At 67.5% G+C, this 23,889-nt stretch carries 25 protein-coding genes, 1 tRNA gene and 1 pseudogene; 13 read left to right on the top strand and 14 right to left on the bottom strand.

Annotation, left to right across the window (positions count from 1 at the left end; all coding sequences use genetic code 11):
• Positions 1–12: 12 nt before the first annotated feature.
• From FBQ73_RS01950 to FBQ73_RS23030, 3 genes and pseudogenes are all read right to left on the bottom strand, one after another.
• A complete protein-coding gene (locus FBQ73_RS01950; protein WP_210236639.1) occupies positions 13–624 on the bottom strand; it encodes an OsmC family protein in 612 nt (203 codons plus the stop codon).
• A gap of 288 nt (positions 625–912) precedes the next feature.
• A complete protein-coding gene (locus tag FBQ73_RS01945; protein ID WP_138397835.1) occupies positions 913–1,191 on the bottom strand; it encodes a DUF4242 domain-containing protein in 279 nt (92 codons plus the stop codon).
• Positions 1,192–1,578: 387 nt separating this feature from the next.
• A pseudogene (locus FBQ73_RS23030) lies at positions 1,579–1,743 on the bottom strand (DUF2200 family protein); the annotation flags it as partial.
• Between the two features lie 330 nt (positions 1,744–2,073).
• On the opposite strand from FBQ73_RS23030, the gene FBQ73_RS01935 reads away from it, so the two are divergent.
• From FBQ73_RS01935 to FBQ73_RS23025, 4 genes are all read left to right on the top strand, one after another.
• Entirely contained in the window at positions 2,074–2,316 is a 243-nt protein-coding gene (locus FBQ73_RS01935) for a helix-turn-helix domain-containing protein (protein WP_138397856.1), read from the top strand.
• A 344-nt stretch (positions 2,317–2,660) separates the two neighbouring features.
• Complete coding sequence (locus tag FBQ73_RS01930; protein WP_138397833.1) at positions 2,661–3,140, top strand: hypothetical protein; 480 nt, start codon at positions 2,661–2,663, stop codon at positions 3,138–3,140.
• A gap of 113 nt (positions 3,141–3,253) precedes the next feature.
• Entirely contained in the window at positions 3,254–3,628 is a 375-nt protein-coding gene (locus tag FBQ73_RS01925; protein ID WP_138397832.1) for a hypothetical protein, read from the top strand.
• Positions 3,629–3,972: 344 nt separating this feature from the next.
• Positions 3,973–4,290 carry a hypothetical protein gene (locus FBQ73_RS23025; RefSeq protein ID WP_246089510.1) on the top strand — a complete coding sequence of 106 codons (318 nt, stop codon included), beginning with the start codon at positions 3,973–3,975 and terminating at the stop codon, positions 4,288–4,290.
• Here FBQ73_RS23025 and FBQ73_RS01915 read toward each other — a convergent pair.
• The 4 genes from FBQ73_RS01915 to petA form a co-directional block, all read right to left on the bottom strand.
• Positions 4,284–4,820, bottom strand: a complete 537-nt coding sequence (locus FBQ73_RS01915) for an adenine phosphoribosyltransferase (protein WP_138397831.1) — start codon at positions 4,818–4,820, stop codon at positions 4,284–4,286. The two genes, FBQ73_RS23025 and FBQ73_RS01915, sit on opposite strands and share 7 nt — an antisense overlap.
• Before the next feature lie 302 nt (positions 4,821–5,122).
• A complete protein-coding gene (locus tag FBQ73_RS01910; RefSeq protein WP_138397830.1) occupies positions 5,123–5,971 on the bottom strand; it encodes a cytochrome c1 in 849 nt (282 codons plus the stop codon).
• Positions 5,972–5,992: 21 nt separating this feature from the next.
• Positions 5,993–7,267: a cytochrome b gene (locus FBQ73_RS01905; protein ID WP_138397829.1), complete on the bottom strand. Its 1,275-nt coding sequence runs from the start codon at positions 7,265–7,267 to the stop codon at positions 5,993–5,995.
• Between the two features lie 37 nt (positions 7,268–7,304).
• Entirely contained in the window at positions 7,305–7,832 is a 528-nt protein-coding gene (gene petA / locus FBQ73_RS01900) for a ubiquinol-cytochrome c reductase iron-sulfur subunit (RefSeq protein ID WP_138397828.1), read from the bottom strand.
• Between the two features lie 305 nt (positions 7,833–8,137).
• Between petA and FBQ73_RS01895 the strand changes: the two genes are divergently transcribed.
• The 3 genes from FBQ73_RS01895 (at position 8,138) to FBQ73_RS01885 (ending at position 9,966) form a co-directional block, all read left to right on the top strand.
• Positions 8,138–8,596 carry a tRNA (cytidine(34)-2'-O)-methyltransferase gene (locus tag FBQ73_RS01895; RefSeq protein ID WP_138397827.1) on the top strand — a complete coding sequence of 153 codons (459 nt, stop codon included), beginning with the start codon at positions 8,138–8,140 and terminating at the stop codon, positions 8,594–8,596.
• 133 nt (positions 8,597–8,729) lie between these two features.
• Positions 8,730–9,671, top strand: coding sequence for an oxygen-dependent coproporphyrinogen oxidase (gene hemF, locus FBQ73_RS01890; protein ID WP_138397826.1), 942 nt, complete (start codon positions 8,730–8,732; stop codon positions 9,669–9,671).
• Between the two features lie 73 nt (positions 9,672–9,744).
• Positions 9,745–9,966: a DUF2158 domain-containing protein gene (locus tag FBQ73_RS01885; RefSeq protein WP_138397825.1), complete on the top strand. Its 222-nt coding sequence runs from the start codon at positions 9,745–9,747 to the stop codon at positions 9,964–9,966.
• 4 nt (positions 9,967–9,970) lie between these two features.
• On the opposite strand, the gene FBQ73_RS01880 is transcribed toward FBQ73_RS01885, so the two are convergent.
• The 4 genes from FBQ73_RS01880 to FBQ73_RS01865 are packed head-to-tail and all read right to left on the bottom strand — an operon-like array spanning position 9,971 to position 12,790.
• A complete protein-coding gene (locus tag FBQ73_RS01880; protein WP_138397824.1) occupies positions 9,971–11,191 on the bottom strand; it encodes a CCA tRNA nucleotidyltransferase in 1,221 nt (406 codons plus the stop codon).
• Complete coding sequence (locus FBQ73_RS01875) at positions 11,188–11,448, bottom strand: DUF6111 family protein (protein WP_138397823.1); 261 nt, start codon at positions 11,446–11,448, stop codon at positions 11,188–11,190. Before FBQ73_RS01875 ends, FBQ73_RS01880 begins: the two co-directional genes overlap by 4 nt.
• Complete coding sequence (locus FBQ73_RS01870; protein WP_138397822.1) at positions 11,448–12,128, bottom strand: CoA pyrophosphatase; 681 nt, start codon at positions 12,126–12,128, stop codon at positions 11,448–11,450. Before FBQ73_RS01870 ends, FBQ73_RS01875 begins: the two co-directional genes overlap by 1 nt.
• Complete coding sequence (locus FBQ73_RS01865) at positions 12,125–12,790, bottom strand: DUF1285 domain-containing protein (RefSeq protein WP_138397821.1); 666 nt, start codon at positions 12,788–12,790, stop codon at positions 12,125–12,127. Before FBQ73_RS01865 ends, FBQ73_RS01870 begins: the two co-directional genes overlap by 4 nt.
• Positions 12,791–13,039: 249 nt before the next feature.
• On the opposite strand from FBQ73_RS01865, the gene FBQ73_RS01860 reads away from it, so the two are divergent.
• The 5 genes from FBQ73_RS01860 to FBQ73_RS01840 are packed head-to-tail and all read left to right on the top strand — an operon-like array spanning position 13,040 to position 20,408.
• Positions 13,040–14,041 (top strand): AAA family ATPase, encoded by a 1,002-nt coding sequence (locus FBQ73_RS01860; protein WP_138397820.1) that lies wholly within the window; start codon positions 13,040–13,042, stop codon positions 14,039–14,041.
• The gene (locus FBQ73_RS01855) at positions 14,038–15,000 is read left to right on the top strand and encodes a DUF58 domain-containing protein (protein WP_138397819.1); all 963 of its coding nucleotides are present in this window, start codon (positions 14,038–14,040) and stop codon (positions 14,998–15,000) included. Before FBQ73_RS01860 ends, FBQ73_RS01855 begins: the two co-directional genes overlap by 4 nt.
• Positions 15,000–17,831 carry a DUF4159 domain-containing protein gene (locus tag FBQ73_RS01850; protein WP_138397818.1) on the top strand — a complete coding sequence of 944 codons (2,832 nt, stop codon included), beginning with the start codon at positions 15,000–15,002 and terminating at the stop codon, positions 17,829–17,831. The genes FBQ73_RS01855 and FBQ73_RS01850 overlap by 1 nt, the downstream gene beginning before the upstream one ends.
• Before the next feature lie 31 nt (positions 17,832–17,862).
• Positions 17,863–19,929, top strand: a complete 2,067-nt coding sequence (locus FBQ73_RS01845) for a hypothetical protein (RefSeq protein WP_138397817.1) — start codon at positions 17,863–17,865, stop codon at positions 19,927–19,929.
• Positions 19,930–19,946: 17 nt separating this feature from the next.
• The gene (locus FBQ73_RS01840; protein WP_170218709.1) at positions 19,947–20,408 is read left to right on the top strand and encodes an META domain-containing protein; all 462 of its coding nucleotides are present in this window, start codon (positions 19,947–19,949) and stop codon (positions 20,406–20,408) included.
• A gap of 87 nt (positions 20,409–20,495) precedes the next feature.
• On the opposite strand, the gene FBQ73_RS01835 is transcribed toward FBQ73_RS01840, so the two are convergent.
• From FBQ73_RS01835 to FBQ73_RS01825, 3 genes are all read right to left on the bottom strand, one after another.
• The gene (locus FBQ73_RS01835) at positions 20,496–21,314 is read right to left on the bottom strand and encodes an ABC transporter permease (RefSeq protein ID WP_138397815.1); all 819 of its coding nucleotides are present in this window, start codon (positions 21,312–21,314) and stop codon (positions 20,496–20,498) included.
• A gap of 22 nt (positions 21,315–21,336) precedes the next feature.
• The gene (locus FBQ73_RS01830) at positions 21,337–22,254 is read right to left on the bottom strand and encodes an ABC transporter permease subunit (RefSeq protein ID WP_138397814.1); all 918 of its coding nucleotides are present in this window, start codon (positions 22,252–22,254) and stop codon (positions 21,337–21,339) included.
• Between the two features lie 86 nt (positions 22,255–22,340).
• A complete protein-coding gene (locus tag FBQ73_RS01825; protein WP_138397813.1) occupies positions 22,341–23,504 on the bottom strand; it encodes an ABC transporter ATP-binding protein in 1,164 nt (387 codons plus the stop codon).
• A 275-nt stretch (positions 23,505–23,779) separates the two neighbouring features.
• On the opposite strand from FBQ73_RS01825, the gene FBQ73_RS01820 reads away from it, so the two are divergent.
• Positions 23,780–23,854, top strand: a tRNA-Thr gene (locus FBQ73_RS01820).
• Positions 23,855–23,889: the final 35 nt, after the last annotated feature.

The following is a 23,889-nucleotide window of genomic DNA, read 5'->3' as shown; positions in this document are numbered from 1 at the left end:
GGCCGCCGCCACTCAGCCGACGGTGACGTGCACGGCGGTGGGGTTGGTGATGATGTCGAATACGGCGGACCGCTTCTGCGATTGGGCGACCAGCGCCGCGATTTCGTCCCTGCTGGCGTCCGCGCGGATATCGAAGTGGACGTGGACGGCGCTGAAGCCGTTGCGGACCTCGTCGTCGATGCCGAGGATGCCCTGAATGTCCATCTCCGCCTCGAGGCTGGCCTTGACGGAGTGGAGCTGGATGCCGCGATTCTGGGCGACAGCGGCCACGCCTGCCGTCAGGCAGCCGGCGAGGCCGGCGAGGACCAGCTCGACGGGGGTCGGGGCAGTGTCCTCCGACGCGAAGACCTCCGGGTGGTCGGCTTCGACGGAGAAGGTCTTGGTGCGCGACTGCTCGGCGCCGAGGCCGAAGAAGCCTCCGATGGTCGAGCGGCTATGCGTCCCCTGGATCCATTCGCAGGAGGCACGCCATTTGAACGCCGCGGCTTCGGGCATCTGGGAGAGAGCCTCGCGGGCCCCGAGGAGAGCGGCAACGTTGACGCCGTTGTTGACGCCCTGGCTGGTGGAGAGAGCGGTGGTCATGGTCTCATTCCTTTCGAACAGGTGCTTGGCGGTGACGGTCATCGGTTGATCCCGAGAACCGCCAGTGGGTGCCGGGCCCGTGATTTCGGGCAAGGCGGTCACGGTCCGGAGGAGCGAGGCGCTCCCGGAGGAATGTCAGCAGGGTGTGACGCGCTGGTTGGACCACCTCGGGAGTGCCTCGTCGGCCGAGAAGGCCAGGACGCGGGCGCCGAGCAGCCTCCTGGCGGGACGAGGCATGCCATGACGGGTCATGGCAACCTTTCCGCCACGCTCACCAGATGCCGGATGCCGCGGAGCCGCTCTGGAGACGGTGCCGCGGCCGGCCGCGTGTCAGGCGGCGGTGGTCGGGTCGATCATCTTGCGGATCTCGGTGATTTCCGTAGCCGGAAACCCGCTCATCTCGGCATGGCGCCGAATGATGTCCTCGCCCGTCGCCATGTAGATGCAGAAGGTCTTGTTGGCGGCAACGTAGCTCTGGACCCACTGGATGTCCGGGCCGAGCTCGCGCAGGACATCGTTCGACTTCTGCGCGGCCGCCCGGAGCTGCTCGCGCTCGAAGCTGCCGACGTTCGGGATGTCGCGCTCAATGACGTACTTATGGAGAGGCATAGTCGTGGTCCTCGGGATGGTTCTGGTCGTCAGCGGCCTCGCTGCGACAGGTGAAAACAATCACGAACCGGGGACACGGGAAAATCAGTCGGGAGGACCACCCAGGATCGGCGAAGGTGCCGGTCAAAGAGCATCTATCTAAAGGAAAAATATACGGAAATTCTGCATTTCGGAGAATTCGGTGTACCGCCTTCAGGAACCAGTACTGAAGTATCAGCAGGGCAACGGTACCGCCGCCACCCTGGCCGGCGGCGCTGGATTCTTCCCGCAGATGGCATCGCGGGGCAGCGATCACCGCGAGCCGGGCGAGCTGCCCGGAAGCGGCCCTTCCTCGGACCTTCCAAATGGTGAGAAGCGGAAATTTCCACCCCTATGCGCAGGTCTCGCCATCGCTTTACCCTTGGCGAGTTCGTCGATGAGCTTGTCGAGGTAGCGGATTTCCCGCATGAGCGGCTCGGCGACGTCCCAGACACGAACGCCGCAGACGGCGCCCTTAATTTCAGTTCGCGCGGGGTTCAATGCGGGTGCCTGGGCGAGGAATGTCTCGAAGTCCTATTTGGTTACTGTGACGTTGCCCCTCGCCGATCTGCAGCAATGGGCGGATCCAGGCACAGCGAACTCAACGTCCGATCCGAACAGCAGAACAGTGCGCCCGGCCGCGCCGCAGCATCGGACAACTCGCCGAAAGGCCTAAGTGCCGATCGGGTTCGCGGACACTCCGTCGAGAAGCATCCGCGAGCCTCGAGTCCGATGTCGGACTTCTTGCTAGCCGGCGTGATCGCTGGATTGCCCAGCGCCAAGCGCAGCGAGGTCAATCCTGTTCATCCACCCCATACACATCGCAACAGGCCGTTGCTCAATCACTGGAGCTACGGAGAAGCTGTGTCCGTTCCTGCTTATCTGACCCTCGAAGAGGTTGTCGAGCGTTATCGCAACCAAGTTAGCGAGGGTACGCTACGCAACTGGCGATCCAAGAGAATTGGTCCGTCATTCATCAAAATCGGCAAAGCGATCCTATATCCGATTGAGGAGCTGAAGCGATGGGATCGTTCAAACCTGATTTCCTGTAAGCGCATGTCAACTGCGTCCTTCGGGGCGAACGACACCGAGGGAGAAATAGACTGAATGGACAGGGCTGGCCTTCGATTGACGATGGATGCAGGTGCACATCGTCGGTCGAGGTCAGCTCCTGTTCCGATCCATCGAGGTGCACGACCACATCATCGTCGGCAAGGATGGCCACGCCAGCCTGAAGGGGCTGCGGCTGATCTGACGCGGCCAGAACACACCACGTGCGGGATGCCGTGAAGCCGCTTCGGGCCGCGGGAGGGTGTAGCGTGGAACAGCGTGAGTGGCTTCGCGTCCGAGTGTCAGGTTCAAGGCAGCGGACTCTTGGCGCTGGCGGCGATCCGCCGGGGACGTCCCAAGATGAGCGGCACATAGCCGAGCCAGAACACCGGCAATGCGACATGCATCAGACGCGTGTCCGCCGTACCCGGAACGGTCCGCATTTCGATGGCACCCTGCGCCAATCCGATCAGCTCGCCGAACTCTTCGCCGCCGGACTGCATGGGCTCGCCAATCCGGCGCTGGCGCTGCTGACCGTGCTCAGGAACAATCCGCTCGCGCATGTGACCATCAATGAGATGACCACCATCGCCTCGGTCTGGACTCATGCGCAATTCATCGACAGCGCGCAGATCAAGGGGCACGCGCTCGGGCTGCGCATAGCCGCGGGCAACGTGCCCAATTTCGTCGATCTGGCGACAGGGGGCTGGGGCGGGCTCATCCAGGATTGGCTGAACAGCAGCCAGACACCGACCATGGCCAATTTCGCCACTCTGGCGGACGTTCTAGCCGGTTGCGTAACCCGCGTGACGCCGGACGCCCGCGACGGGCTGTTCACGGCGGCAACGTCGCCCAAGGGTGATGGCCAACCGACACGCTGACCGGCGCCGTATCGGTCGCGCGCTACCCCTGGTCCTTGCCGAAGCGGCTGTTCGCTTTGCTCGACACGTTTTACCCGGTTCCCCAGGGCCGAAACATGCGGGCGGTCCCGTTCATGCCTTATCTGAACTTCGCGCCGAGCGCCTGGGTTCTGCTGTTGAAGATCGACGGCGGCGGCTATCGCGCCGGCGGCAAGGCGATGCTTGACAGCGAGGGCAATCTTTGGGTCGGCAACAGTTTCACCATCGGCTGGCAGGGGCAAGACTCGCTCTCGCACGGCAACGCCACCAAGTTCGCGCCCAATGGCCATCCGCTTTCGCCAATGACCACGGGTTTTGCCGGTGGCGGCTCCGCAGATCGGACCGGCGCGCGCGCAATAGCGCTCGGACACAGACCGGCCGCCTGCGGCGAAATCCGGCAGGATCGAACCGTATCGGGCATGAGCCGTGACGCGAAGGAGCCGCCTTCCCATTGCACCGCTGGAGACTGACCCTCCCTGGCTGGTGGCGGCGCGGCCCAAAAGCCGGAGGATGGTGAACCTCCACAACAGCGCCATGGCCCACGCGCGACCGTGACCCTGTACCTTCAGGCCACGAACCCAGGCAAGGACAAGGAAGCCAACTGCCTGCCGCCCCCCTGCTGCCGGACGCTGGTACCTGAACCTGTGCGCCTATGCGCCGGGCAGGCCACGATTCCATCGGCGTTCAATCCGGACGTCTAAGCGCCAGCTGCCATCGTCGAGGTGAGATAGGTCTGGCGGATCCGCCTGATTGCGGCGGGCGTCCGTGCCGGGCGCTCGCTGCTGCCGATCAAGAGCAAGCCGAGGGTTGCCCCATGAGACAACTGAACGTCTCCGTGCTGCTGGTGGCGCTGCTGGCAGTCTTCTTATGGGCCGCACTCACCGCCGCGCCGGCGGGGGAGGCAACCTCCGAAGCAAGCCGGCCCACCGATTCCAGCAGCGAGGACAGCGCAACCGATCTCGCCAAGAAGTTGCAGAACCCGATCGGCGACCTCTACAGCTTCCCGTTCCAGAGCAACACCAATTTCGGTGTCGGGCCGCACAAGGGCACGCAGGAGATCCTGAACATCCAGCCGGTGATCCCGTTGTGGCGGCTCTGGGGTGCCGATCGTGGGAAGCGCGGCCCTCAATGACCGGGGAAGGACACCAGCGTGCGCACCGACACGTTGGCGAGCCTCAGCTTCTCCGCGCCGCCGAGATCCGGCAGGTCGACGATGAAGCAGGCCGCCTCCACCACCGCGCCGCAGGTCTGGAGCAGCTTCACCGCGCCGGTGGCGGTGCCACCAGTGGCGACGAGGTCGTCCACCAGCAGCACGCGTTCGCCGGGCGCGATGGCATCCACGTGCATCTCGATCTCGTCCTCGCCATATTCAAGGGCGTAAGCCATGCGCACGGTCTGGTGGGGCAGCTTGCCCTTCTTGCGGATCGGCACGAAGCCGGCCGAAAGCTGGTGCGCCACCGCACCGCCGAGAATGAAGCCGCGGGCCTCGATGCCGGCCACCTTGTCGATCTTGGCGCCCGCCCACGGCTGCACCAATTCGTCCACCGCGCGGCGGAAGGCCCGGGCGTCGCCGAGCAGGGTGGTGATGTCGCGGAACAAGATGCCGGGCTTCGGGTAGTCCGGGATGGTGCGGATGCTGGCGGCGAAATCGGCGGGGGACATCAGACGCTCCGGAAAAGGGTTGCGCTTCTTTAGAGCGCGATCCGAGGGGGGAAAAGCATGTTGATGAGGCAATCCCCCCTCGGCATGGGCGAGAGGCGTCGCCTGCGCCCGAGCGGACGTAGCCGCGCCCGCGCATTAGCACGGGGGGGATCGCGCGCACGCCGGGCGCTGTCGGCCCCCGCGACCCGGCCAGAAAGCAGCCAGGAATTCGTCCCGGCCAAAAGGCGACTCGGCAAGGCAGGCCGACCTCGCAAAGAAAAAGGGCCCCGAAGGGCCCTTGATCGCGGTGGACAGGACGGTGCTCAGTGCGACACGTGCTGCCACACCTTCTTCTTGGTGAAATAGAGCAGGCCGGACAGGACGATGAGGAAGATCATCACCTGGAAGCCGATGCGCTTGCGATCCTCGAGGTGGGGTTCCGCCACCCACATCATGAAGGCCGCCACGTCCTGGGAATACTGGTCAACGGTCTGCGGCGCGCCGTCGGAATATTCCACCTGGCCGTCGCTGATCGGCTTCGGCATGGCAATCTGATTGCCGGGGAAATACTTGTTGTAGTTCAGGCCCGGCTGGAGATGCACCCCGGCCGGGGCATCCTCGTAACCGGTGAGCAGCGCGTGGATATAGTCCACGCCATGCTCCTGGTACTGGATGAAAGCGTCGGTGATGAAGCCGGGGAAGCCCACATGGTACGAGCGGGCCTTGGCGAGCACCGAGAAGTCCGGCGGGAACGCCCCGCCGTTGGCCGCACGGGCGGCATTGTCGTTCGGGAACGGCGCCGGCCAGTGGTCCGACAGGCGGCCGGGACGCTGGAACATGTCCCCGGCGTCGTTCGGCCCGTCGGTGATCTGGTATTCGCTCGCCACCTGCTTGGCCTGGGCTTCGGTGAAGCCGGGGCCGCCGGGTGCGGCGAGGTTGCGGAAGTAGAGGTAGTTCGCCGAGTGGCAGGCGCTGCACACTTCCTTGAACACCTTGAAGCCGCGCTGGAGCTGGCCGCGATCGTAGGTGCCAAACGGACCTGCGAACGACCAGGACATGCGGTGCGGGCGGTTGTCGTGACCGCCGCCTTCCGACGCGAGCGCGCCAGACGCGCCCGAGGCCAGAAGAAGGGCCGCCGCAACGGCACCGAAGAGACTGCTACGAATGGTCATTGCTGTTCTCTCCGCGCCGGCTCACTTGGTCTCAGGGCCGGCCGCGCCGGCAACCACCACCGCTCCGCCCTTGCTCTTGGCGAGGACGGCATCCGCGATGGAGGCCGGCACGGGCTTCGGGCGTTCGAACAGGCCGAGCAACGGCAGGATCACGAGGAAGTGGATGAAGTAATAGGCGGTGAAGATGCGCGACACGACCACATACCAGCCGTCCGCCGGCTGCGAGCCGAGATAGCCAAGGCCCACCGCCACCGCCGCGAAGATCCAGAAGAACTGGCGGAACAGCGGGCGATACTTGGCCGAGCGCACCTTGGAGGTGTCGAGCCAAGGCAGGAACGCCAGCACCACGATGGCACCGAACATGGCCAGAACGCCGCCAAGCTTGTCCGGGATCGAGCGCAGGATCGCGTAGAACGGCAGGTAATACCATTCAGGCACGATGTGCGCCGGGGTCGAGAGCGGGTTGGCCGGGATGTAATTGTCCGAATGGCCGAGATAGTTCGGGATGTAGAAGATGAACCAGGAGAAGAAAATCAGGAACACCACCATGGCGAAGGTGTCCTTGATGGTGGCGTAGGGGGTGAAGGGCACCGAGTCCTTCGCCACGTTCTTGATGTCGACGCCGTCCGGGTTGTTCTGGCCCACATGGTGCAGCGCCCAGATGTGCAGGCCCACGACGCCGGCGATCATGAAGGGAAGCAGGTAATGGAGCGAGAAGAAGCGGTTCAACGTGGGGTCACCCACCGAATAGCCGCCCCACAGCCACTGCACGATGGTTTCGCCGACCCAGGGGATGGCCGAGAACAGGTTGGTGATCACGGTGGCGCCCCAGAAGGACATCTGGCCCCAGGGCAGCACGTAGCCCATGAAGCCCGTGGCCATCATCAGCAGGTAGATGATCACGCCAAGGATCCAGAGCACCTCGCGCGGCGCCTTGTAGGAGCCGTAATACATGCCACGGAACATGTGGATGTAGACCGCGATGAAGAACATCGAGGCGCCGTTGGCGTGGATGTAGCGGATCAGCCAGCCGTAGCTCACGTCACGCATGATGTGCTCGACGCGGGCGAAGGCCACCGGCCCATAGGCCACGTAGTGCATGGCGAGCACCACGCCGGAGACGATCTGGCAGACCAGCATGAAGGTCAGGATCGCACCGAAGGTCCACATGTAATTGAGATTCTTCGGCACCGGATAGGCGACTGCCGAGGAATGAATCAGCCCGACGATCGGCAAGCGGCTTTCGAACCACTGCGCGACCTTCCCCTTGGGCTGGTAGGTGGAATGTCCTTCCATGGGTCCAACCTTTTTGAAAGCGGCGACGATGCGCGCGTCAGCCGATCACGATCTTGGTGTCGGATGTGAAAGCGTAGGGCGGGAGCGCCAGATTGAGCGGCGCCGGTCCCTGCCGGATGCGGCCGGAGGTGTCGTAGACCGAGCCGTGGCAGGGGCAGAACCAGCCGTTGTACTGGCCCTGATGGCCCAGCGGCACGCAGCCGAGGTGGGTGCAGATGCCAATCACCACCAGCCACTGATCCTTGCCGGGCTTAACCCGGTCCTGGTCGGGCTGCGGGTCGGGCAGCGCGGAGAGGGGCACGTCCTGCGCCGACTTGATCTCCGCCGCCGTGCGATGGGAGATGAAGATGGGCTTGCCGCGCCATTGCACGGTGACGATCTGACCTTCGGCGATGGGCGCGATATCCACTTCAGTGGTGGAGAGCGCGAGCACCGAGGCGTCAGGCTGAAGCTGGGAGATGAACGGCCAAACCATGGCGGCGGCCCCGACGGCACCGACAGCGCCGGTCGCGATGTAGAGGAAGTCCCGACGCGTCGTCGTGTCCGACGTCTCCGTATGTGCCACGGCGCAGTCCCCGATCTGTTGTCGTCTCGGCGCGGGCCTTTCATCCGATGGATCGCAGGCCACACGCGATGCAGCGCCGCACGAGCCAATGCAGCGCCACTTTCAAGGGCCTCTAATTGCACCCCGGACCCATCTTGTCCAGATCGTGGCCGTGCGGCACGCCGTCCTGCCATAATAAGGTCGACACGGCGGCAGCGCTTCGTCCGGGCTGAATTATTCAGGCGGCTCGCCGGCTGCCCCGGAGATACCTCTAAGGTCCCCACACGATACCTCCGCCAAACCTCCGAACGAAGGTCCCAAGGCCCATGATTCTCGCCCTCTATTGCCCGGATATCGCCCAGAATGCAGGCACATGCCTGCGCACCGGGGCCTGCCTGGGCGTCGAGGTGCATCTCATCGAGCCGGCGGGATTTCCCATGGGTGATGCGGGCTTCCGCCGCGCCGGCATGGATTACATCGATCAGGTCACATGGCGGCGGCACGCCTCCTTCGAGGCCTTCGACAGCGCCCGTCGGGCGGCGAGCCAGCGCCTGGTCCTGTTCACCACGCGTGGAGCCGAGCCATTGTTCGGCTTCCGCTTCCGGCCGGACGACGTGCTGCTGTTCGGCCGGGAATCAGCCGGCGCGCCCGAGGCGGTCCATGCGGCGGCCGATGCCCGCCTGCGCATTCCCATGCGGCTCGGGGTGCGGTCCCTCAACGTGGCGGTGAGCGCGGGAATCGCGCTGGCCGAGGCCCTGCGTCAGACCGGCGGCCTGCCGGAGTGAGCCCTGCGCCGTGGCTTTGCGTTCTCCCGCCGCGCGCTTTGCTTTCTTCCGCCATGGCGAGGGGCTAGAAACCCAGTCCAACAGTCGTCCAGACAGCCTGATCCCCGCGAGATCAAGACCGGCGGAGCGCCCCATGTGCCCTTCCCCTTCAACGCCCGATACCGCCCCTGCGGTCCAGGCGGATGCTCTCCTTGAGGAGCGTCGCGCCCGAGCCCGCACCTGGTTCGAGGACCTGCAAGGCCGCATCATCGCGGCCTTCGAAGCGCTGGAGGACGAGGCCGACGGCGCGCTCTACGCCGGCGCACCTGGCCGATTCGATCGAACTCCCTGGTCGCGCGCGGACCATACTGGCGCCCCCGGCGGCGGCGGCACCATGGCGCTCATGCGCGGGCGCCTGTTTGAAAAGGTGGGGGTGCATACCTCCACCGTGTTCGGCGAATTCGCACCGGAGTTCCGCAGCCAGATCCCCGGCGCGGCGGAGGACCCTCGGTTCTGGGCGTCGGGCATCTCCCTCATCGCCCACATGGCGAACCCGCATGTGCCGGCGGTGCACATGAACACGCGCTTCGTGGTCACCACCAAGGCTTGGTTCGGCGGCGGGGCGGACCTTACCCCCGTGCTCGACCACCGCCGCACCCAGGATGATCCGGACACCCAAGCCTTCCACGCCGCCATGCGCGCCGCCTGCACCGGCTACAAGGTGGCCGACTACGACCGCTACAAGACGTGGTGCGACGACTATTTCTTCCTGAAGCACCGGAACGAGATGCGCGGCATCGGCGGCATCTTCTACGACTATCTCGACAGCGCCTCTTCCGGCACCGGCACCTGGGAGGAGGATTTCGCCTTCACCCGTGATGTGGGCCTCGCCTTCCTCGACATTTATCCGAAGCTGGTGCGGGCCAACATGGGCCAGCCCTGGAACGCGGCGGAGCGCGAGGAACAGCTGGTGCGGCGCGGGCGCTATGTGGAATTCAACCTGCTGTACGATCGCGGCACCATCTTCGGGTTGAAGACCGGCGGCAATGTCGATTCGATTCTCTCCTCCATGCCACCGGTGGTGAAGTGGCCGTGATCGGCCCGTCATGAATGCCGGCTAAGGCTGGCCGCGCGGCGTCGCGCATCGACGACAGCGGGAGACTGAAGCCATGGCGTTCGCGCCCGGAGACATCGTGCAGCTCAAGTCCGGTAGCCCGGCCCTCACTGTGGTGACGGCGTCGGAAACGGAAGTGTCCGTTGTCTGGTACGCGGAGGAAGACGACGCCTTCCGCACCCACACCCTTCCGGTCATCGCCCTCGAAAAGCTCGAAGTCGCCGACTTTGAAGACGAGGACGAAGAAGAAGCCGAAGAGGACGAAGACGAGGACTGACGCCTCAGGCACCGGACGACGTCCTGGCCGCTTCCGCGAGGAGGGTGGCGACCGCGTCGGGGTCCGTCGGAAAATCGGCGGCGATCCATCGGGCCTCGGCCCGCGCCAGGGCCGCGCCGAGCGCGCGGCCGGGGGTGAGGCCCAACGCCATCAGGTCGGCGGCGGCGAACGGCAGGCGCGGTGGCGTCCAGGCTGCCGCCATGGCCGCCACCGCCTCCATCCCGCACCGGCCATGGGCGGCGGCGAGCAAAGCGAGGTCGAGCGCCGCATCCACGCCGTTCCGGTACAGAAACGCCCGCACCGCCTTTGCGTCGGGCAGGTCCGGCACGGACGCTGACAGGGCCGCGAGCCGTCGGGCCTCCGCATTGGACAGCCGAAGCCGCTCACGCAGCCGCGCCGCATCATCGCTGACGCGCACGGCCAATGCCGCGAGCCGGCGGATCGCGTCGGGCTTCGCCTGCCATTCCCGCTCCAGCGCTACGAGCCGCGTGAACGCCCCCACATCGGCGATGCCCGCGATCAGCGGCTGGACGAGACCAGCATCGCTCATGACGCCGAGGGTCGCGGCGGCACCCGGCGCCACCAGCAGCTTCAGCATCTCCGCCCGCACCCGCTCCCGCGACAGGGTGAGAAGGCCGGCCCGCCGGCGCACGCTGGCGATGAACGCTTCCCGGTCCACGGGCCCTGCGCCATAGGCTGCATGGAAGCGGAACAGGCGCAGGATGCGCAGGTAGTCCTCGCGGATGCGCGCCTGCGGGTCGCCGATGAAGCGGATGCGCCGGGCGGTGAGATCCGACAGGCCGCCCACCAGGTCCACCACCGCCCCGTCCGCCGTCGCATAGAGGGCGTTGAGGGTGAAGTCCCGCCGCTCGGCGTCGTGCAGCCAGCTGCGGCCGAACCGCACCACCGCGCGGCGGCCGTCGGTCTCCATGTCCTCGCGCAGGGTGGTGACCTCGAAGGCGTGGTGATCGGCCACCACCGTCACGGTGCCATGCTCCACGCCGGTGGGTACCGGCTTCAGGCCGGCCTTGCGCGCCCGCTCGGCCACCACCTCCGGAACGGCGGTGGTGGCGATGTCCACGTCCGAGACCGGAAGGCCGAGGAGGGTGTTGCGCACCGCGCCGCCCACCACGCGCGCCTCTTCCCCGTCCGCATTGAGCGCGGCGAGCACGGCCATGAGGCCCGGCGTGCGCCAGAACGGCGCGCCGACGATGGACAGGCTCATTCGAAACGCCCCGGCACGAACACCCCGTCCTTCATCTGGGCGGGCACATAGCGGCTGCCGGGCGGGGCCATCTGGCCATGCTCGAACACGAACAGTCCGGCAATCACCAGAACCAAGGCCGCCACCACCACCAGTGCGAGGGCGCGGAGCGACCAGTGCTCCGGCACCACAGAGCCCTTGGTGGCGAGAAGCAGTGCGCCGTAGAGCAAAAACGGCGTGAGGAAGAGCGCGAACTCGATGAGGAAGCTGCGCAGCATCAGGCGTAGACCCTTTCGTAGAGGTTTCGCAACATGCCTGCGGTCGCCCCCCAGATGTTCCGCCCTTCATAGGGCATGACGTAGAAATGGCGCAGGGTGCCCTTCCATTCCCGCGACTGGCGCTCGTGGTTGCGCGGGCTCATGAGGAAGCCGAGGGGCACCTCGAATGCTTCGTCGACTTCCGCCGGGTTCAGGGCCAGGACGTAAGCGGGATCGACAAGCCCCACCACCGGCGCGATCCAGAAGCCAGTGCCCGAAAGATAGCCGTCCAGATAGCCAAGCGGCCGCACGAGGCGCGAATCGAGCCCCACTTCCTCCCGGGCCTCGCGCAAGGCGGCGTCCAGCTCATCCCGGTCACCAGGATCGACCCGGCCGCCGGGAAAGGCGATCTGCCCGGCATGGTTGGAGAGGCTCGACGACCGCAGGGTGAGGAGGATCGTGGGCTCGGGCCGCGCCACCACCGGAACCAGCACCGCCGCATGTCGCGGCATTGCCGCCGGCGCAAGGCTCGCCTTCTCCGGCTGGAGGGCGTGGTCGCCATTGAGGCCGAGGAACGCCGCCTGCGAATAGAAGGGCGGCGGCTCGGAGGACAGGCGCGCCGCCGCGCGGGCAAGGAAATCGGAAAGCGCGTCCGCAGTGCCAGTCGCGGCGGAAATCTCCGCGTTGGTGTGATGCGTCATTGGGAAAGATCCACATCGGCCCCCTGGTCGTCGGCCCCATAATCGAGCCCAAGATCAGCCGCCGGCAGGATGGGGAAGAACACACCCGCCGAGGCAATCCCGAACATGGGGACGCCGCCCTCCTCGCGCACCTCTCCCTCGGCCATGAGGTCGAGATGGACCGCGCGGGTCAGCCGCGCATCGAGGCCCCGCCGCACATGGACATAGGGCACCACCGCGCCAGGGGCGCCGCCGGGGACAAAGCGCAGGGCGTGGCCGGGGCCGCAGCGCACCAGATCGTCCAGGTTGGTGCGAAAAACCAGGGTGCGGCCGTCAGCCGCATCCTCCACCGCCATCTCCACCGCGAGGAAGGGGGCGTCCTCGACTTGGATACCCACCTTTTCCACCGGCGTCTTCAGCACATAGCGCTCGCCTTCGCGTGCAAGGACAGACGCGAACAGGCGCACCAGGGCCGGCCGGCCTATGGGCGTTCCCATATAGTGCCAGCTGCCGTCCGCCTTGATGACGAGGTCCATCTCGCCGCAATCGGGCGGGTCCCACTTCTCCACCGGCGCCGGGCCGCGACCGCCGGCCTCGCGCACGGCCGCCATCAGCGCCTCAAGCCGGCCGGAGGCGGGCGGGGCATTGGGAACGGCTGTGGCGTTCGGGTCTTCGCCCGGCATGAATTTTCCTCCCGCAGGGCCGGCGCCCCTTTCGGACAACGGCCTCGCGACGACGTGAGTGCGCTGCACCCCGGAGCACCGGGAGTGGGGTTCGATGTGCGCCGATCTTATCGTAAGCTCTGTGTCCGGGTGGCGCGACGTTTGCAATGTCGAATCCGGGATGTGGGCCGGTCTGGGGTCGGGGCGTTATATTGCCGCTTTTGGCGGCAAGCCTGTCCCGCAGGCGCGTTGCGTTATGGAGAAGCTGAGATGTCGGCTGCCGGCGAGACCTTCGACCTCGACCAGATGATCATCCGCAACGCGGAGGCCGCGGCGGCCCATGTGAAAGCGGCGCGAACCGCCATCTCCTCGGTCATCTTCGGCCAGGAGGCCGTGGTGGATCGGGCACTCATCACCATCCTCGCCGGCGGCCATGCCCTGCTGGTGGGTGTGCCGGGCCTCGCCAAGACCAAGCTGGTGGAGACCATGGGCACGGTGCTGGGCCTCGATGCCCGCCGTGTCCAGTTCACGCCGGACCTGATGCCTTCCGACATCCTCGGCGCCGAGGTGCTGGAGGAGAGCGCCGGCGGGCGCCGGGCGTTCCGCTTCATCAAGGGGCCCATCTTCGCCCAGTTGCTGATGGCCGACGAGATCAACCGCGCCTCGCCGCGTACCCAGTCGGCCCTGCTCCAGGCCATGCAGGAATACCATGTAACCGTGGCCGGCGAGCGCCATGACCTGCCCAAGCCCTTCCACGTGCTCGCGACACAGAACCCGCTGGAGCAGGAAGGCACCTATCCCCTGCCCGAGGCACAGCTCGACCGCTTCCTGATGGAAATCGACGTGGATTACCCGGACCGCGACGCGGAACGGCGAATCCTGTTCGAGACCACCTCCGCCGAGGAGCAGAAGGCCCGCGCCGCCATGAGCGTGGACGACCTCATCGCCGCCCAGCGCCTGGTCCGCCGTCTGCCCGTGGGCGAATCGGTGGTGGAGGCCATCCTCACCCTCGTACGCTCGGCCCGTCCCGGTGCCGAGGGGCCGGAACAGCGCTACATCGCCTGGGGGCCCGGCCCCCGCGCCAGCCAAGCGCTGATGCTGGCCGTGCGCGCCCGCGCCTTGCTCGACGGGCGCTACGCCCCCTCCCTTGACGACGTGGTGGCGCTGGCCGAGCCGGTGCTGAAGCACCGTATGGCCCTCACCTTCGCCGCCCGCGCGGAAGGCGAGAGCATCAATCACATCATCCGTCGCCTCACCGAGCGCCTCGGGTGACGGCGGACCGGACCGACAAGGTGGCGCAGGACGCCCACCGCTCCGTCGAAACTGCCGCCCTCGCCGCAGCGGGCCTTGCGGCCGCCATGCCGCGGCTGGTGCTGGAAGCCCGTCGCATCGCCATGAGCGTGCAGCATGGCCTGCACGGCCGCCGGCGGGCGGGGTCCGGCGAGAACTTCTGGCAGTATCGCCGCTTCGTCGACGGCGAGCCGGCGAACCGCGTGGACTGGCGCCGCTCCGCCCGCGACGACGTGCTCTATGTGCGCGAGCGCGAGTGGGAGGCCGCCCACACCGTGTGGATCTGGCCCGACCTCTCGCCCTCGATGCTCTATGCCTCCAAAGGCCAGGCGCCGAAGCGCGATCGCGCCCTCATCGTCGCCTTTGCCCTCGCCGAGCTGCTGGTGAAGGGCGGGGAGCGGGTGGGCATTCCCGAGCTGATGCGCCCCTCCGCCACCCGGCGCATCGTGGAGCGCATGGCCGAATCGGTAGTGCTGGCCCCCGTGCTGCCCGCGAGCCTTCCCGTGGCCTTCTCCCCCTCCCCGCTCTCGGAGGTGGTCCTGCTGGGCGATTTCTGGAGCCCGGCGGACGAGGTCGCCGCCACCCTTCATGCGCTGGCTGCCAGCGGCGCCCACGGCCATGTGGTGCAGATCGTCGATCCGGCGGAGGAGACCTTCCCCTTCTCCGGCCGCATCGAGTTCCGCGAGCCGGAAGGCGGCGCACGGCTGACCGTGGGTCGCGCCGAGAGCTGGCGCACCGATTATGACCTGAAGCTGGTGGAGCATCGCGCCCGCATCCGCGCCGCCGCCGAGCGGCTGGGCTGGAGCTTTGCCGTCCACCGCACCGACCGGCCGGCGAGCGAGCTGCTGCTCGCCTTGCACGCCCGCATGGGCGCCGGCGGCGGCCCGGCCATGTCTCCCAAGGGCGGCGGCCATCGCTTCGTCTCGGGAGGCCCCGCCTGATGTTCGGCCTGCCCCTCGCCTTCTCCGCACCGCTGCTGCTGACGGCGTTCGTGGCCCTGCCGCTGCTGTGGTTCCTGCTGCGCGTGGTGCCGCCCAAGCCGCGGGAAGTGGCATTTCCGCCCATGCGGCTGCTGCTCGGCATCACCCCCAAGGAGGAGAGCGCGGCCCGCACCCCGTGGTGGCTCACCGCCCTGCGGCTGTTGCTGGCGGCGCTCATCATCCTCGCCGCCGCAGGTCCCATCCTCAATCCGCCCGCCGCCGGCCCCTCCTCCGGCGGGCCGCTGGTGCTGATCGTCGACCAGGGCTGGCCTGCCGCCGCCAGCTGGGAGGCACGCCGCGCCGCCGCCGCCGCCCTCATCGACGAGGCGGAGACCAATGGGCGGGGCGTCGCCCTGATCCCTACCGGCGACGTGCCGCGCGAGGCCACTTTGCTCAGCCCGTCCGCTGCTCGCGACCGCCTGCGCTCGCTGGAGCCCGTGCCCTATGGCCCGGCCCGCAAGGACGCGCTGGCGCTGGCCCAGCGCCTTGTGGGCAACGAGCCGCAGGCCGGCATCGTCTTCCTCACCGACGCTGTGGATCTCGGCGCCGACACTGAGCTGGCCCAGGGCTTTGCCGCCCTCAACGGCGCCGGCCGCCTGCTGGTGGTGGGCGGCGGCGTCGCCGCGCCCCTGGCGCTGGCCGGCGCCGAGAATGGCGCCGAAGCCCTCACCGTGAAGGTGCTGCGCCCCGAAGGCTCCGGCCCCCGCGCCGGTCGGGTCACGGCCCACGACATGCGCGGCCTCGCGCTGGGCGAAGCCGCCTTCACCCTGCCCGAGGGCGCCACCGAGGCCGAAGCCCGCTTCGACATGCCGGTGGAGATCCGCAACGAGATCGCGCGGCTGGAGATCGCCGGCGAGCGCTCGGCGGGCGTGGTGCAGTTGCTCGACAAAAGGTGGCGGCGCCGGGCGGTGGGCCTCGTGTCCGGCACCAGCACCGATACCGGGCAACCGCTGCTCGCCCCCACCTATTATCTCTCCCGGGCGCTTGGTCCCTATGCGGACCTGCGCGTGGCCGAGACCGGATCGGCCACCGAGAACATCAACCGCTTCCTGGAACAGCGCCTGCCGGTGCTGGTGCTAACCGATGTGGGCACCATCCCGCCCGCCACCCGCGCCCGCCTCAATCGCTTCGTGGAAGAGGGCGGCGTGCTGGTGCGCTTTGCCGGCCCCCGCCTCGCCAATGCACAGGACGACCTGTTGCCGGTGAAGCTGCGGCGCGGCGGCCGCGTGCTCGGCGGCTCCCTGTCGTGGGAGACGCCGCAGAAGCTCGGTGCCCTCTCGGCCGATGGCCCGTTCCGCGACCTCCACCTGCCGGACGACGTGACCGTGACGCGGCAGGTCCTGGCCGAGCCGGACGGCCTGCTGGGCGAACGGGCCTGGGCGACACTCGCCGACGGCACCCCCCTCGTCACCGGCGTGCGGCGGGGCAAGGGCGCTCTGGTGCTGTTCCATGTGACCGGCGACACCTCCTGGTCCAACCTGCCGCTGTCCGGCACCTTCGTAGAGATGCTCCGCCGCGTGATCGCCTTGTCCGATGCCCCGCCCCCCGCCGAGACGGCGCCGGCGGAAACCCCGGTCCATGCCGCCAGCCGGCCGGACGTGGCGGTGCTGCCTCCGGCCCGCGTGCTGGACGGTTTCGGCGCCTTCCGGCCCGCCGGCCCCACCGCCCGCGCCCTTCCGGCCGATTACACGGGCCGCGCCACCGCCGACCATCCCCCCGGCTTCTACGGCCCGCCGGACGGGCTGGTGGCGGTGAACACGCTGCTGCCCGCCGACCGGCCGAAGGCGCTGGACCTGTCCGCCCTCGGCGGGCGCGTGGAACCCTTGCAGGACAGCGCGCCGCGCGACCTGCGCGGGCCGGTGCTGGTGGCCGCCATGGGGCTGCTGCTGCTCGATGCGCTGGCCGTGCTGTTCCTGGCCGGCGGCTTCAGCCGCATGGGTGGGCCGAAGGTGCGGCGGGGCGCGGCCGCGGCGCTGTTCGCCGTGCTCGCGCTTGGCGCGGCCGGCCTTGCCGGGGCGCCGGTGCCCGCGCGCGCCGACGACGCCTTCGCCCTGAAGGCCACGCTCCAGACCCGCTTCGCCTATGTGCTGACCGGCGACAGCGAGGTGGACGAGATTTCCCGCGCCGGGCTCGACGGGCTCGCCACCTTCCTCGGCCAGCGCACCGCCCTGCAGGCCGGCGAGGCCATGGGCGTGGACATCGCCAAGGACGAGCTCGCCTTCTTCCCCCTGCTCTACTGGCCCATATTGCCCGATACGGCCGCGCCCTCGCCCGCCGTGCTGGCGCGCATCGACGCCTATATGAAGCAGGGCGGCACGGTGATCTTCGACACCCGCGATGCCATCGAGGCCTCGGGCGCCCCAGGCGCGCCGCTCTCGGCCGCAGGCGCCCGGCTGAAGGAGATCCTCTCGCGCCTCGACATTCCTGAGCTGGAGCCGGTGCCGCGCGACCACGTGCTCACCAAGGCCTTCTACCTGCTGAAGGACTTCCCCGGCCGCTTCATCGGCGGCACCACCTGGGTAGAGGCCCTGCCCGCCGCCGGAACCGATGCTGATCGCCCGGCGCGGGCCGGCGACAGCGTCTCGCCAGTGATCATCACGTCCAACGACCTCGCCGGCGCCTGGGCGGTGACGAGGAACGGCGAGCCGCTTTTGCCCCTGACACCGGGCGAGCCGCGCCAGCGGGAGATCGCATTCCGCGCCGGCGCCAACATGGTGATGTATGTGCTGACCGGAAATTACAAGGCGGACCAGGTGCATGTGCCGGCCCTGCTGGAAAGGCTGGGGCAATGAGCATTGACGCGCGCGCAGCGGACGCCGGCGCATGAATTACGGCATCACCTTCTCCCCCTTCCTGTCGCTGCCGCTGCTCATCGCGGTGGGCGTGATCGCGCTGCTGCTGGCGGGGCTGCTCCTGGCCTCGCGCACGCGGGGCGCCGTATTCCGCGCGCTGGCGCTGGCCGTGGGCCTGCTCGCCCTCGCCAACCCCTCCTTCACGCGGGAGGAGCGCGAGCCGCTCACCTCCGTGGTGGCAGTGGTGGTGGACAAGAGCGCCAGCCAGTCCTTCGGCGAGCGCACCCAGCAGACCGACGCCGCCCGCGCCGCTTTGGCCGAGCGGCTGGGCAAGCTCTCGGGCGTGGAAGTACGCACCATCGAGGCCGATGCGGGCGACGGCTCCGCCGACGGCACGCGGCTGTTCTCTGCCCTCTCCGCAGGCCTTGCCGACGTGCCGCCGGAGCGGGTGGCGGGCGCCATCATGATCACCGACGGGCGCGTGCATGACGTACCCGAGAACCCGCAGGCGCTGGGCTTCTCCGGGCCGGTGCACGCCCTCATCACCGGCCATGCCGGCGAGCGCGACCGCCGGGTGGCGCTGGAGAAGACGCCGCGCTTCGGCATCGTCGGCCAGAAGCAGGCCGTGACCTTCAAGGTGACCGACGAGGGTGCCCCCGCCGGCGCCCGGGTGGTGGTCACCATCCGCCGCGACGGCGAGGTTATCGCCCGGCCCACGGTCACCGCCGGGCGCAGCACATCCGTGGACGTGGACATCACCCATGCCGGGCCCAACATCGTCGAGTTCGAGGTGCCCGCGCTTGAGGGCGAACTGACGCTGGTGAACAACCGCACCGCCGTCGCCATCGATGGCATCCGCGACAAGCTGCGGGTGCTGCTGGTCTCCGGCGAGCCGAACGTGGGCGAGCGCACCTGGCGCAACCTTTTGAAGAGCGACGCCAATGTGGACCTCGTCCACTTCACCATCCTGCGCCCGCCGGAGAAGCAGGACGGCACGCCCATCAACGAACTCTCGCTCATCGCCTTTCCCACGCGCGAATTATTCCAGACCAAGATCAAGGACTTCGACCTGATCATCTTCGACCGCTACGCCCAGCAGGGCGTGCTGCCGCAGGTCTATTTCGACAATATCGTGCGCTATGTGCGCGCCGGCGGCGCGGTTCTGGTGGCGGCGGGCACGGACTTCATCGACACCGGCTCGCTCTACAACACGCCGCTGGAGGAGATCCTGCCCGGCGTGCCGCGGGGCGAGGCCACCGACGCGCCCTATCACGCCCGCCTCACCGATCCCGGCAAGCGCCATCCGGTAACCCGCGCCCTGCCCGGCTCGGAGACCGACCCGCCGCACTGGAGCCGCTTCTTCCGCGTCATCGACGCCCAGGTGCGCTCCGGCACCAACCTCATGTCCGCCCCTGGCGACAAGCCGGTGCTGCTGGTGGACCGGGTGGGTGAAGGCCGCGTCGCGCTGCTGCTGTCCGACCACATCTGGCTCTGGGCGCGCGGCTATGAGGGCGGCGGCCCGCACATTGATCTGTTGCGCCGGCTCTCCCACTGGCTCATGAAGGAACCTGACCTGGAGGAAGAGCGGCTGAAGCTCACCATCTCCGGACGCGATCTTGTGGTGGAACGCCAGACCATGGCAGACGGCGTTCCCACCGCCACCATCACTACGCCGTCGGGTGCGCTGCGCACCCTCACCCTCACACAGGCCGAGCCCGGCCTGTGGCGGGCGGCAACCCCGGCCGACGAGCTGGGCCTGTGGCGCGCCACCAACGGCACGCTCACGGCGCTCGCCAATATCGGACCGCTGAACCCGAAGGAATTCGCCGAAGTGACCAGTACTCGGGACGTGGTGGCGCCGGTCTCGGCGGCCACCGGCGGTGGTGTGTGGCGGCTCGCGGACCTCGGCGGCTCGGTGCCGCGCCTGGTGCAGGTCTCCGCTTCCGACCGCCTCGCCGGCGAAGACTGGATGGGCCTGCGCACCCGCGATGTCTCGGTGGTGCGGGGCATCGGCTTGTTCCCGCTGTTCGCCGGCCTGTCCGGCCTGCTGCTGCTGCTCGGCGCGCTCACCGCCGCCTGGGTGCGGGAGGGGCGGTGATGGCCATGGGAACGTCTATGGGTACGCCTGCAGGCTCGTCTGCCCTTCTGTCGCGTTCCCTCCTGTCGCGCCGGCGCATGCTCGGTGCCGGCCTGCTGCTCACCGCCCTTTGGGGCGCACCGGCGATGGCACAGGACATGCCGCTCACCCCCGTCGGCGCTTGGCTGGCGGAGGATATCGGCGGTGGCGGGGTGCTGGACCGGATCCAGACCACGCTTGTACTGGGCGCGGATGGCGCGGTTTCCGGCTCCGGCGGCTGCAACAGCTATAGCGGCAAGGCCAAGCTGTCGGGGGCTTCCCTGCGGTTCGGCGGCCTGTCGTCCAGCCGCATGGCCTGCACGCCCGCCGTAATGGCGCAGGAGCAGAAATTCCTGCTGGCGCTGGAACGAACCCTGGCCTGGCGGATCGATCCGCTGAAGCGCAAGCTGATCCTCATTGACCTCACCGGTACCGAGCTGGTCCGCTTTTCTACCAGGTAAGCAGAGCCGGGCGGCGGCGACATGGCGGCCTCCAGCGTTGCGCCACAGGGATGCAGACAAGCCTTTCTGCGGCCCCCTCGGCAGTACCTACCCCGTCATGGCCGCGCGCTCTTCCGCCTGGCGCTGGTTCTCCGCCCGCTTGGTCATGACCGACGCGATGATCACCACCACCGTCACGATGGCGATGAGGATGGTGCAGACCGCGTTGATCTCCGGTGTCACACCGAGACGCACCTGCGAATAGATGCGCATGGGCAGCGTGGTCGCCCCGGGCCCGGTAGTGAAGCTGGCGATGACCAGATCGTCCAGCGACAGGGTGAAGGCCAGCATGAAGCCGGACACCACTGCCGGCAGGATCAGCGGCAGGGTGATCTTGAAGAAGGTCTTGAACGGCGGGCAGCCGAGGTCGAGGGCCGCCTCCTCCAGCGCGCGGTCGAAGGTGACGAGGCGCGACTGCACCACCACCGCCACGAAGCACATGGTGAAGGTGATGTGGGCCAAAAGCACGGTCCAGAAGCCGCGATCGAAATTCACCGCCACGAACAGCAGCAGCAGGGACAGGCCGGTGATCACCTCGGGCATGACCAGGGGGGCGTAGATCATGCCGGAGAACAGGGTGCGACCGGGAAAGCGGCCGTAGCGGGTGAGGGTCAGCGCCGCCATGGTGCCGAGCACGGTGGCCACCAGCGACGAGAAGAAGGCGATGCGCAGGGTGACCCAGGCGGCATCCATGAGCTGCTCGTTCTCAAGCAGCGCCCAATACCATTGGGTGGAAAATCCCGCCCACACGGTGACCAGCCGCGAGGCGTTGAAGGAATAGATCACCAGCAACAGGATGGGGATGTAGAGAAAGGCAAAGCCCAGCACGATGGACGTGATGTTGAACCAGGTGAGGCCTTTTCTCATTTTACCGCCTCCGGCTCGTGTCTCATTTGCCCGCCTCCAGCTCGCGCTGCTGGATGTTCTGGTAGACCACGATGGGGATCACCAGCACGAGCAGCAGCAGCACCGCCACCGCGGACGAAACCGTCCAGGACCGGTTCACGGTGAACTCGGTCCACAGCGACTTGCCGATCATCAGCGTGTCCGAGCCGCCCAGGAGATCGGGAATGACGAACTCGCCCACCGCCGGGATGAAGCACAGCAGGGCCCCCGCGGCCACGCCCGGTAGCGAGAGCGGAAAGGTGATGGTCCAGAACGCCTTGGCCGGCGGGCAGCCCAGATCGGCTGCGGCTTCCAACAGCGTCAGATCGAGCTTTTCCAGCGCCGCGTAAAGCGGCAGCACCATGAAGGGCAAATAGGAATAGACGATGCCGATATAGACGGCGAGGTTGGTGTTGAGAATCTCCAGCGGCGTATCGATCACTCCCAGGGCCAGTAGGGCCTGATTGAGCAGCCCTTCCTGCGACAGGATGCCGATCCACGCATAGACGCGAATGAGGAAGGAGGTCCAGAATGGTAGGATCACCAGCATCAGCAGCGTCGGCTGGATGGAGCGCGGCGCCCGCGCCATGGCATAGGCGATGGGGTAGCCCACCAGCAGCAGCAGCACGGTGGAAATCGAGGCGATGATCAGGCTGGAGCCGTAAGCCTCAAGGAACTCGTTCGAAAAATCCAGCACATAGCCGTAATTGGCAAACGACAGGCCCGACAGGAACTCGGTGAAGCCGGCCCACCCCTGCGCCAGATCGAGGGTTGGCGCGTAGGGCGGCTGGGCCACCACATCCTGCGACAGCGAGATCTTGAACACGATGAGGAAGGGCGCGAGGAACAGCGCCAGGAGCCACAGATAGGGCACCGCGATCACGAACCAGCGGCCGCGCCCCTTCTCCCCCGCCATCGCCATGGTTGCCTCCCGGCGGCTCCGCCAGATGAAAACGCGTCAGAACACTCAACTCAGCCCGTCGCGCGATGGCGCGCGCCGGTTCCCGATCAGGTGAGCACCACGCCCGCGTGGGGTGCGAAGGTCACCCAGACCTTGTCATCCCACGAGATCGGGCGCGCCACCATGCGTGACAGGTTGGGCTGCGAAACCTTGATGCGTTGCCCGCAAGCCAGTTCCACATGGTAAATTGAAAGATCACCCAGATAGCCGATGTCCCAGATCTCGCCTTCGAAAAGGTTCTCGGAGGGGTCGGCCGGCGGTTCCAGCGCGATGCGCAGCTTCTCGGGGCGGATGGCGATGCAGGCGGTGTCCCCGGCCTTGCAAGCCACGGTCTGTGCCACCACCAGCGGAAAGCGCGTCACCGGCGAGGAGATGCGGGTCTCGTCGTGGCTGGCCTGGGTGATGGTGCCCTCGATGAGGTTCACCTCGCCGATGAAGTCGGCCACGTAGCGGCTGGCCGGCTGCTCGTAGATCACCGAGGGCGGCGCCACCTGCACCAGCACGCCGTTGTTCATCACCGCGATTCGGTCGGCCACCGTCATGGCCTCTTCCTGGTCGTGGGTCACGATCAGGAAGGTCATGCCGAGGTCCATCTGCAGGTCCATCAGCTCGAACTGGGTTTCCTCGCGCAGCTTCTTGTCGAGGGCGCCCAGCGGCTCGTCCAGCAGCAACACCTTGGGCCGCTTGGCGAGCGACCGGGCCAGAGCGACGCGCTGGCGCTGGCCGCCGGAGAGCTGGTGCGGCTTGCGCTTCGCGAACTTCTCCAGCTTCACCAGCTTCAACATCTCCTCGACGCGGGCGTCGATCTCGCCCTTGCCCATCTTGTCCTGCTTCAGGCCGAAGGCGATGTTCGCCTCGACATTCATGTGCGGGAACAAGGCGTAGGACTGGAACATCATGTTCACCGGCCGCCGGTAGGGCGGCACGCCGGCCAGGTCCTCCCCCGCCAGGGTCAGGCGGCCCTCGGTGGGCTCCTCGAAGCCGGCGAGCATGCGCATAAGGGTCGTCTTGCCGCAGCCCGACGGTCCGAGCAGGGCGAAGAACTCGCGCTCGTAGATATCGAGGCTCACGTGATCCACCGCGGTGAAGTCGCCGAAGCGCTTCACCACATTCTCGAAGCGAATGAGCGGCGTCTTGGTGGGATCGGTCCAGGGGGCGAACGATCGCCGGACAGCGCCGATGGTTTCCTTTCGCGCCTTATCCGCAGCCATACTGTCCCCCGATCTGGCCTCGTGGAATGGAGGCTATCCGGGGAACCGCAAATGCTCAAGCCGCGTGCACGCGCAAAAATGCGTCGCTGCATCTGCTCAGAGGCGCGCAAAGGCGGCACCTGGGGAGAAGTCGCCTCATCACCCTTCAAGATGCATCACCCCCTTGCACCCGCCCCCCGCCTGTGGCAGAGGAAGCCGCCTGACGACGGCATTGCCCGTCGCCTTTCCGGGCAGGCGGAATTTTCCCTCACGGGATATTCAAGGCCACCCGGTGAGCTGCGGTAGCTCAGTGGTAGAGCACTCCCTTGGTAAGGGAGAGGTCGAGAGTTCAATCCTCTCTCGCAGCACCATCCCAAAGCGTTGCAAACGCTAGAAACCCTTGCAA

The sequence above is a fragment of the Xanthobacter autotrophicus genome, assembly GCF_005871085.1.
Classification (GTDB): domain Bacteria; phylum Pseudomonadota; class Alphaproteobacteria; order Rhizobiales; family Xanthobacteraceae; genus Xanthobacter; species Xanthobacter autotrophicus.
Note: the sequence above shows the minus strand (reverse complement) of the source record. Positions and strands in the feature narration are given on the sequence as shown.

What these genes read in the sequence shown, in the direction of transcription:
- FBQ73_RS01930 (WP_138397833.1), top strand. Translation starts at nt 2,661, where the DNA reads ATGCATCAGACGCGTGTCCGCCGTACCCGGAACGGTCCGCATTTCGAT.
- FBQ73_RS01910 (WP_138397830.1), bottom strand. Translation starts at nt 5,971, where the DNA reads ATGACCATTCGTAGCAGTCTCTTCGGTGCCGTTGCGGCGGCCCTTCTT.
- FBQ73_RS01825 (WP_138397813.1), bottom strand. Translation starts at nt 23,504, where the DNA reads ATGGCTGCGGATAAGGCGCGAAAGGAAACCATCGGCGCTGTCCGGCGA.
- FBQ73_RS01895 (WP_138397827.1), top strand. Translation starts at nt 8,138, where the DNA reads ATGATTCTCGCCCTCTATTGCCCGGATATCGCCCAGAATGCAGGCACA.
- hemF (WP_138397826.1), top strand. Translation starts at nt 8,730, where the DNA reads ATGTGCCCTTCCCCTTCAACGCCCGATACCGCCCCTGCGGTCCAGGCG.
- FBQ73_RS01865 (WP_138397821.1), bottom strand. Translation starts at nt 12,790, where the DNA reads ATGCCGGGCGAAGACCCGAACGCCACAGCCGTTCCCAATGCCCCGCCC.
- FBQ73_RS01885 (WP_138397825.1), top strand. Translation starts at nt 9,745, where the DNA reads ATGGCGTTCGCGCCCGGAGACATCGTGCAGCTCAAGTCCGGTAGCCCG.
- FBQ73_RS01840 (WP_170218709.1), top strand. Translation starts at nt 19,947, where the DNA reads ATGGGTACGCCTGCAGGCTCGTCTGCCCTTCTGTCGCGTTCCCTCCTG.
- FBQ73_RS01880 (WP_138397824.1), bottom strand. Translation starts at nt 11,191, where the DNA reads ATGAGCCTGTCCATCGTCGGCGCGCCGTTCTGGCGCACGCCGGGCCTC.
- FBQ73_RS23025 (WP_246089510.1), top strand. Translation starts at nt 3,973, where the DNA reads ATGAGACAACTGAACGTCTCCGTGCTGCTGGTGGCGCTGCTGGCAGTC.
- FBQ73_RS01830 (WP_138397814.1), bottom strand. Translation starts at nt 22,254, where the DNA reads ATGGCGATGGCGGGGGAGAAGGGGCGCGGCCGCTGGTTCGTGATCGCG.
- FBQ73_RS01950 (WP_210236639.1), bottom strand. Translation starts at nt 624, where the DNA reads ATGACCGTCACCGCCAAGCACCTGTTCGAAAGGAATGAGACCATGACC.
- FBQ73_RS01860 (WP_138397820.1), top strand. Translation starts at nt 13,040, where the DNA reads ATGTCGGCTGCCGGCGAGACCTTCGACCTCGACCAGATGATCATCCGC.
- FBQ73_RS01870 (WP_138397822.1), bottom strand. Translation starts at nt 12,128, where the DNA reads ATGACGCATCACACCAACGCGGAGATTTCCGCCGCGACTGGCACTGCG.
- FBQ73_RS01915 (WP_138397831.1), bottom strand. Translation starts at nt 4,820, where the DNA reads ATGTCCCCCGCCGATTTCGCCGCCAGCATCCGCACCATCCCGGACTAC.
- FBQ73_RS01875 (WP_138397823.1), bottom strand. Translation starts at nt 11,448, where the DNA reads ATGCTGCGCAGCTTCCTCATCGAGTTCGCGCTCTTCCTCACGCCGTTT.
- FBQ73_RS01845 (WP_138397817.1), top strand. Translation starts at nt 17,863, where the DNA reads ATGAATTACGGCATCACCTTCTCCCCCTTCCTGTCGCTGCCGCTGCTC.
- FBQ73_RS01850 (WP_138397818.1), top strand. Translation starts at nt 15,000, where the DNA reads ATGTTCGGCCTGCCCCTCGCCTTCTCCGCACCGCTGCTGCTGACGGCG.
- FBQ73_RS01835 (WP_138397815.1), bottom strand. Translation starts at nt 21,314, where the DNA reads ATGAGAAAAGGCCTCACCTGGTTCAACATCACGTCCATCGTGCTGGGC.
- FBQ73_RS01925 (WP_138397832.1), top strand. Translation starts at nt 3,254, where the DNA reads ATGCCTTATCTGAACTTCGCGCCGAGCGCCTGGGTTCTGCTGTTGAAG.
- FBQ73_RS01945 (WP_138397835.1), bottom strand. Translation starts at nt 1,191, where the DNA reads ATGCCTCTCCATAAGTACGTCATTGAGCGCGACATCCCGAACGTCGGC.
- FBQ73_RS01905 (WP_138397829.1), bottom strand. Translation starts at nt 7,267, where the DNA reads ATGGAAGGACATTCCACCTACCAGCCCAAGGGGAAGGTCGCGCAGTGG.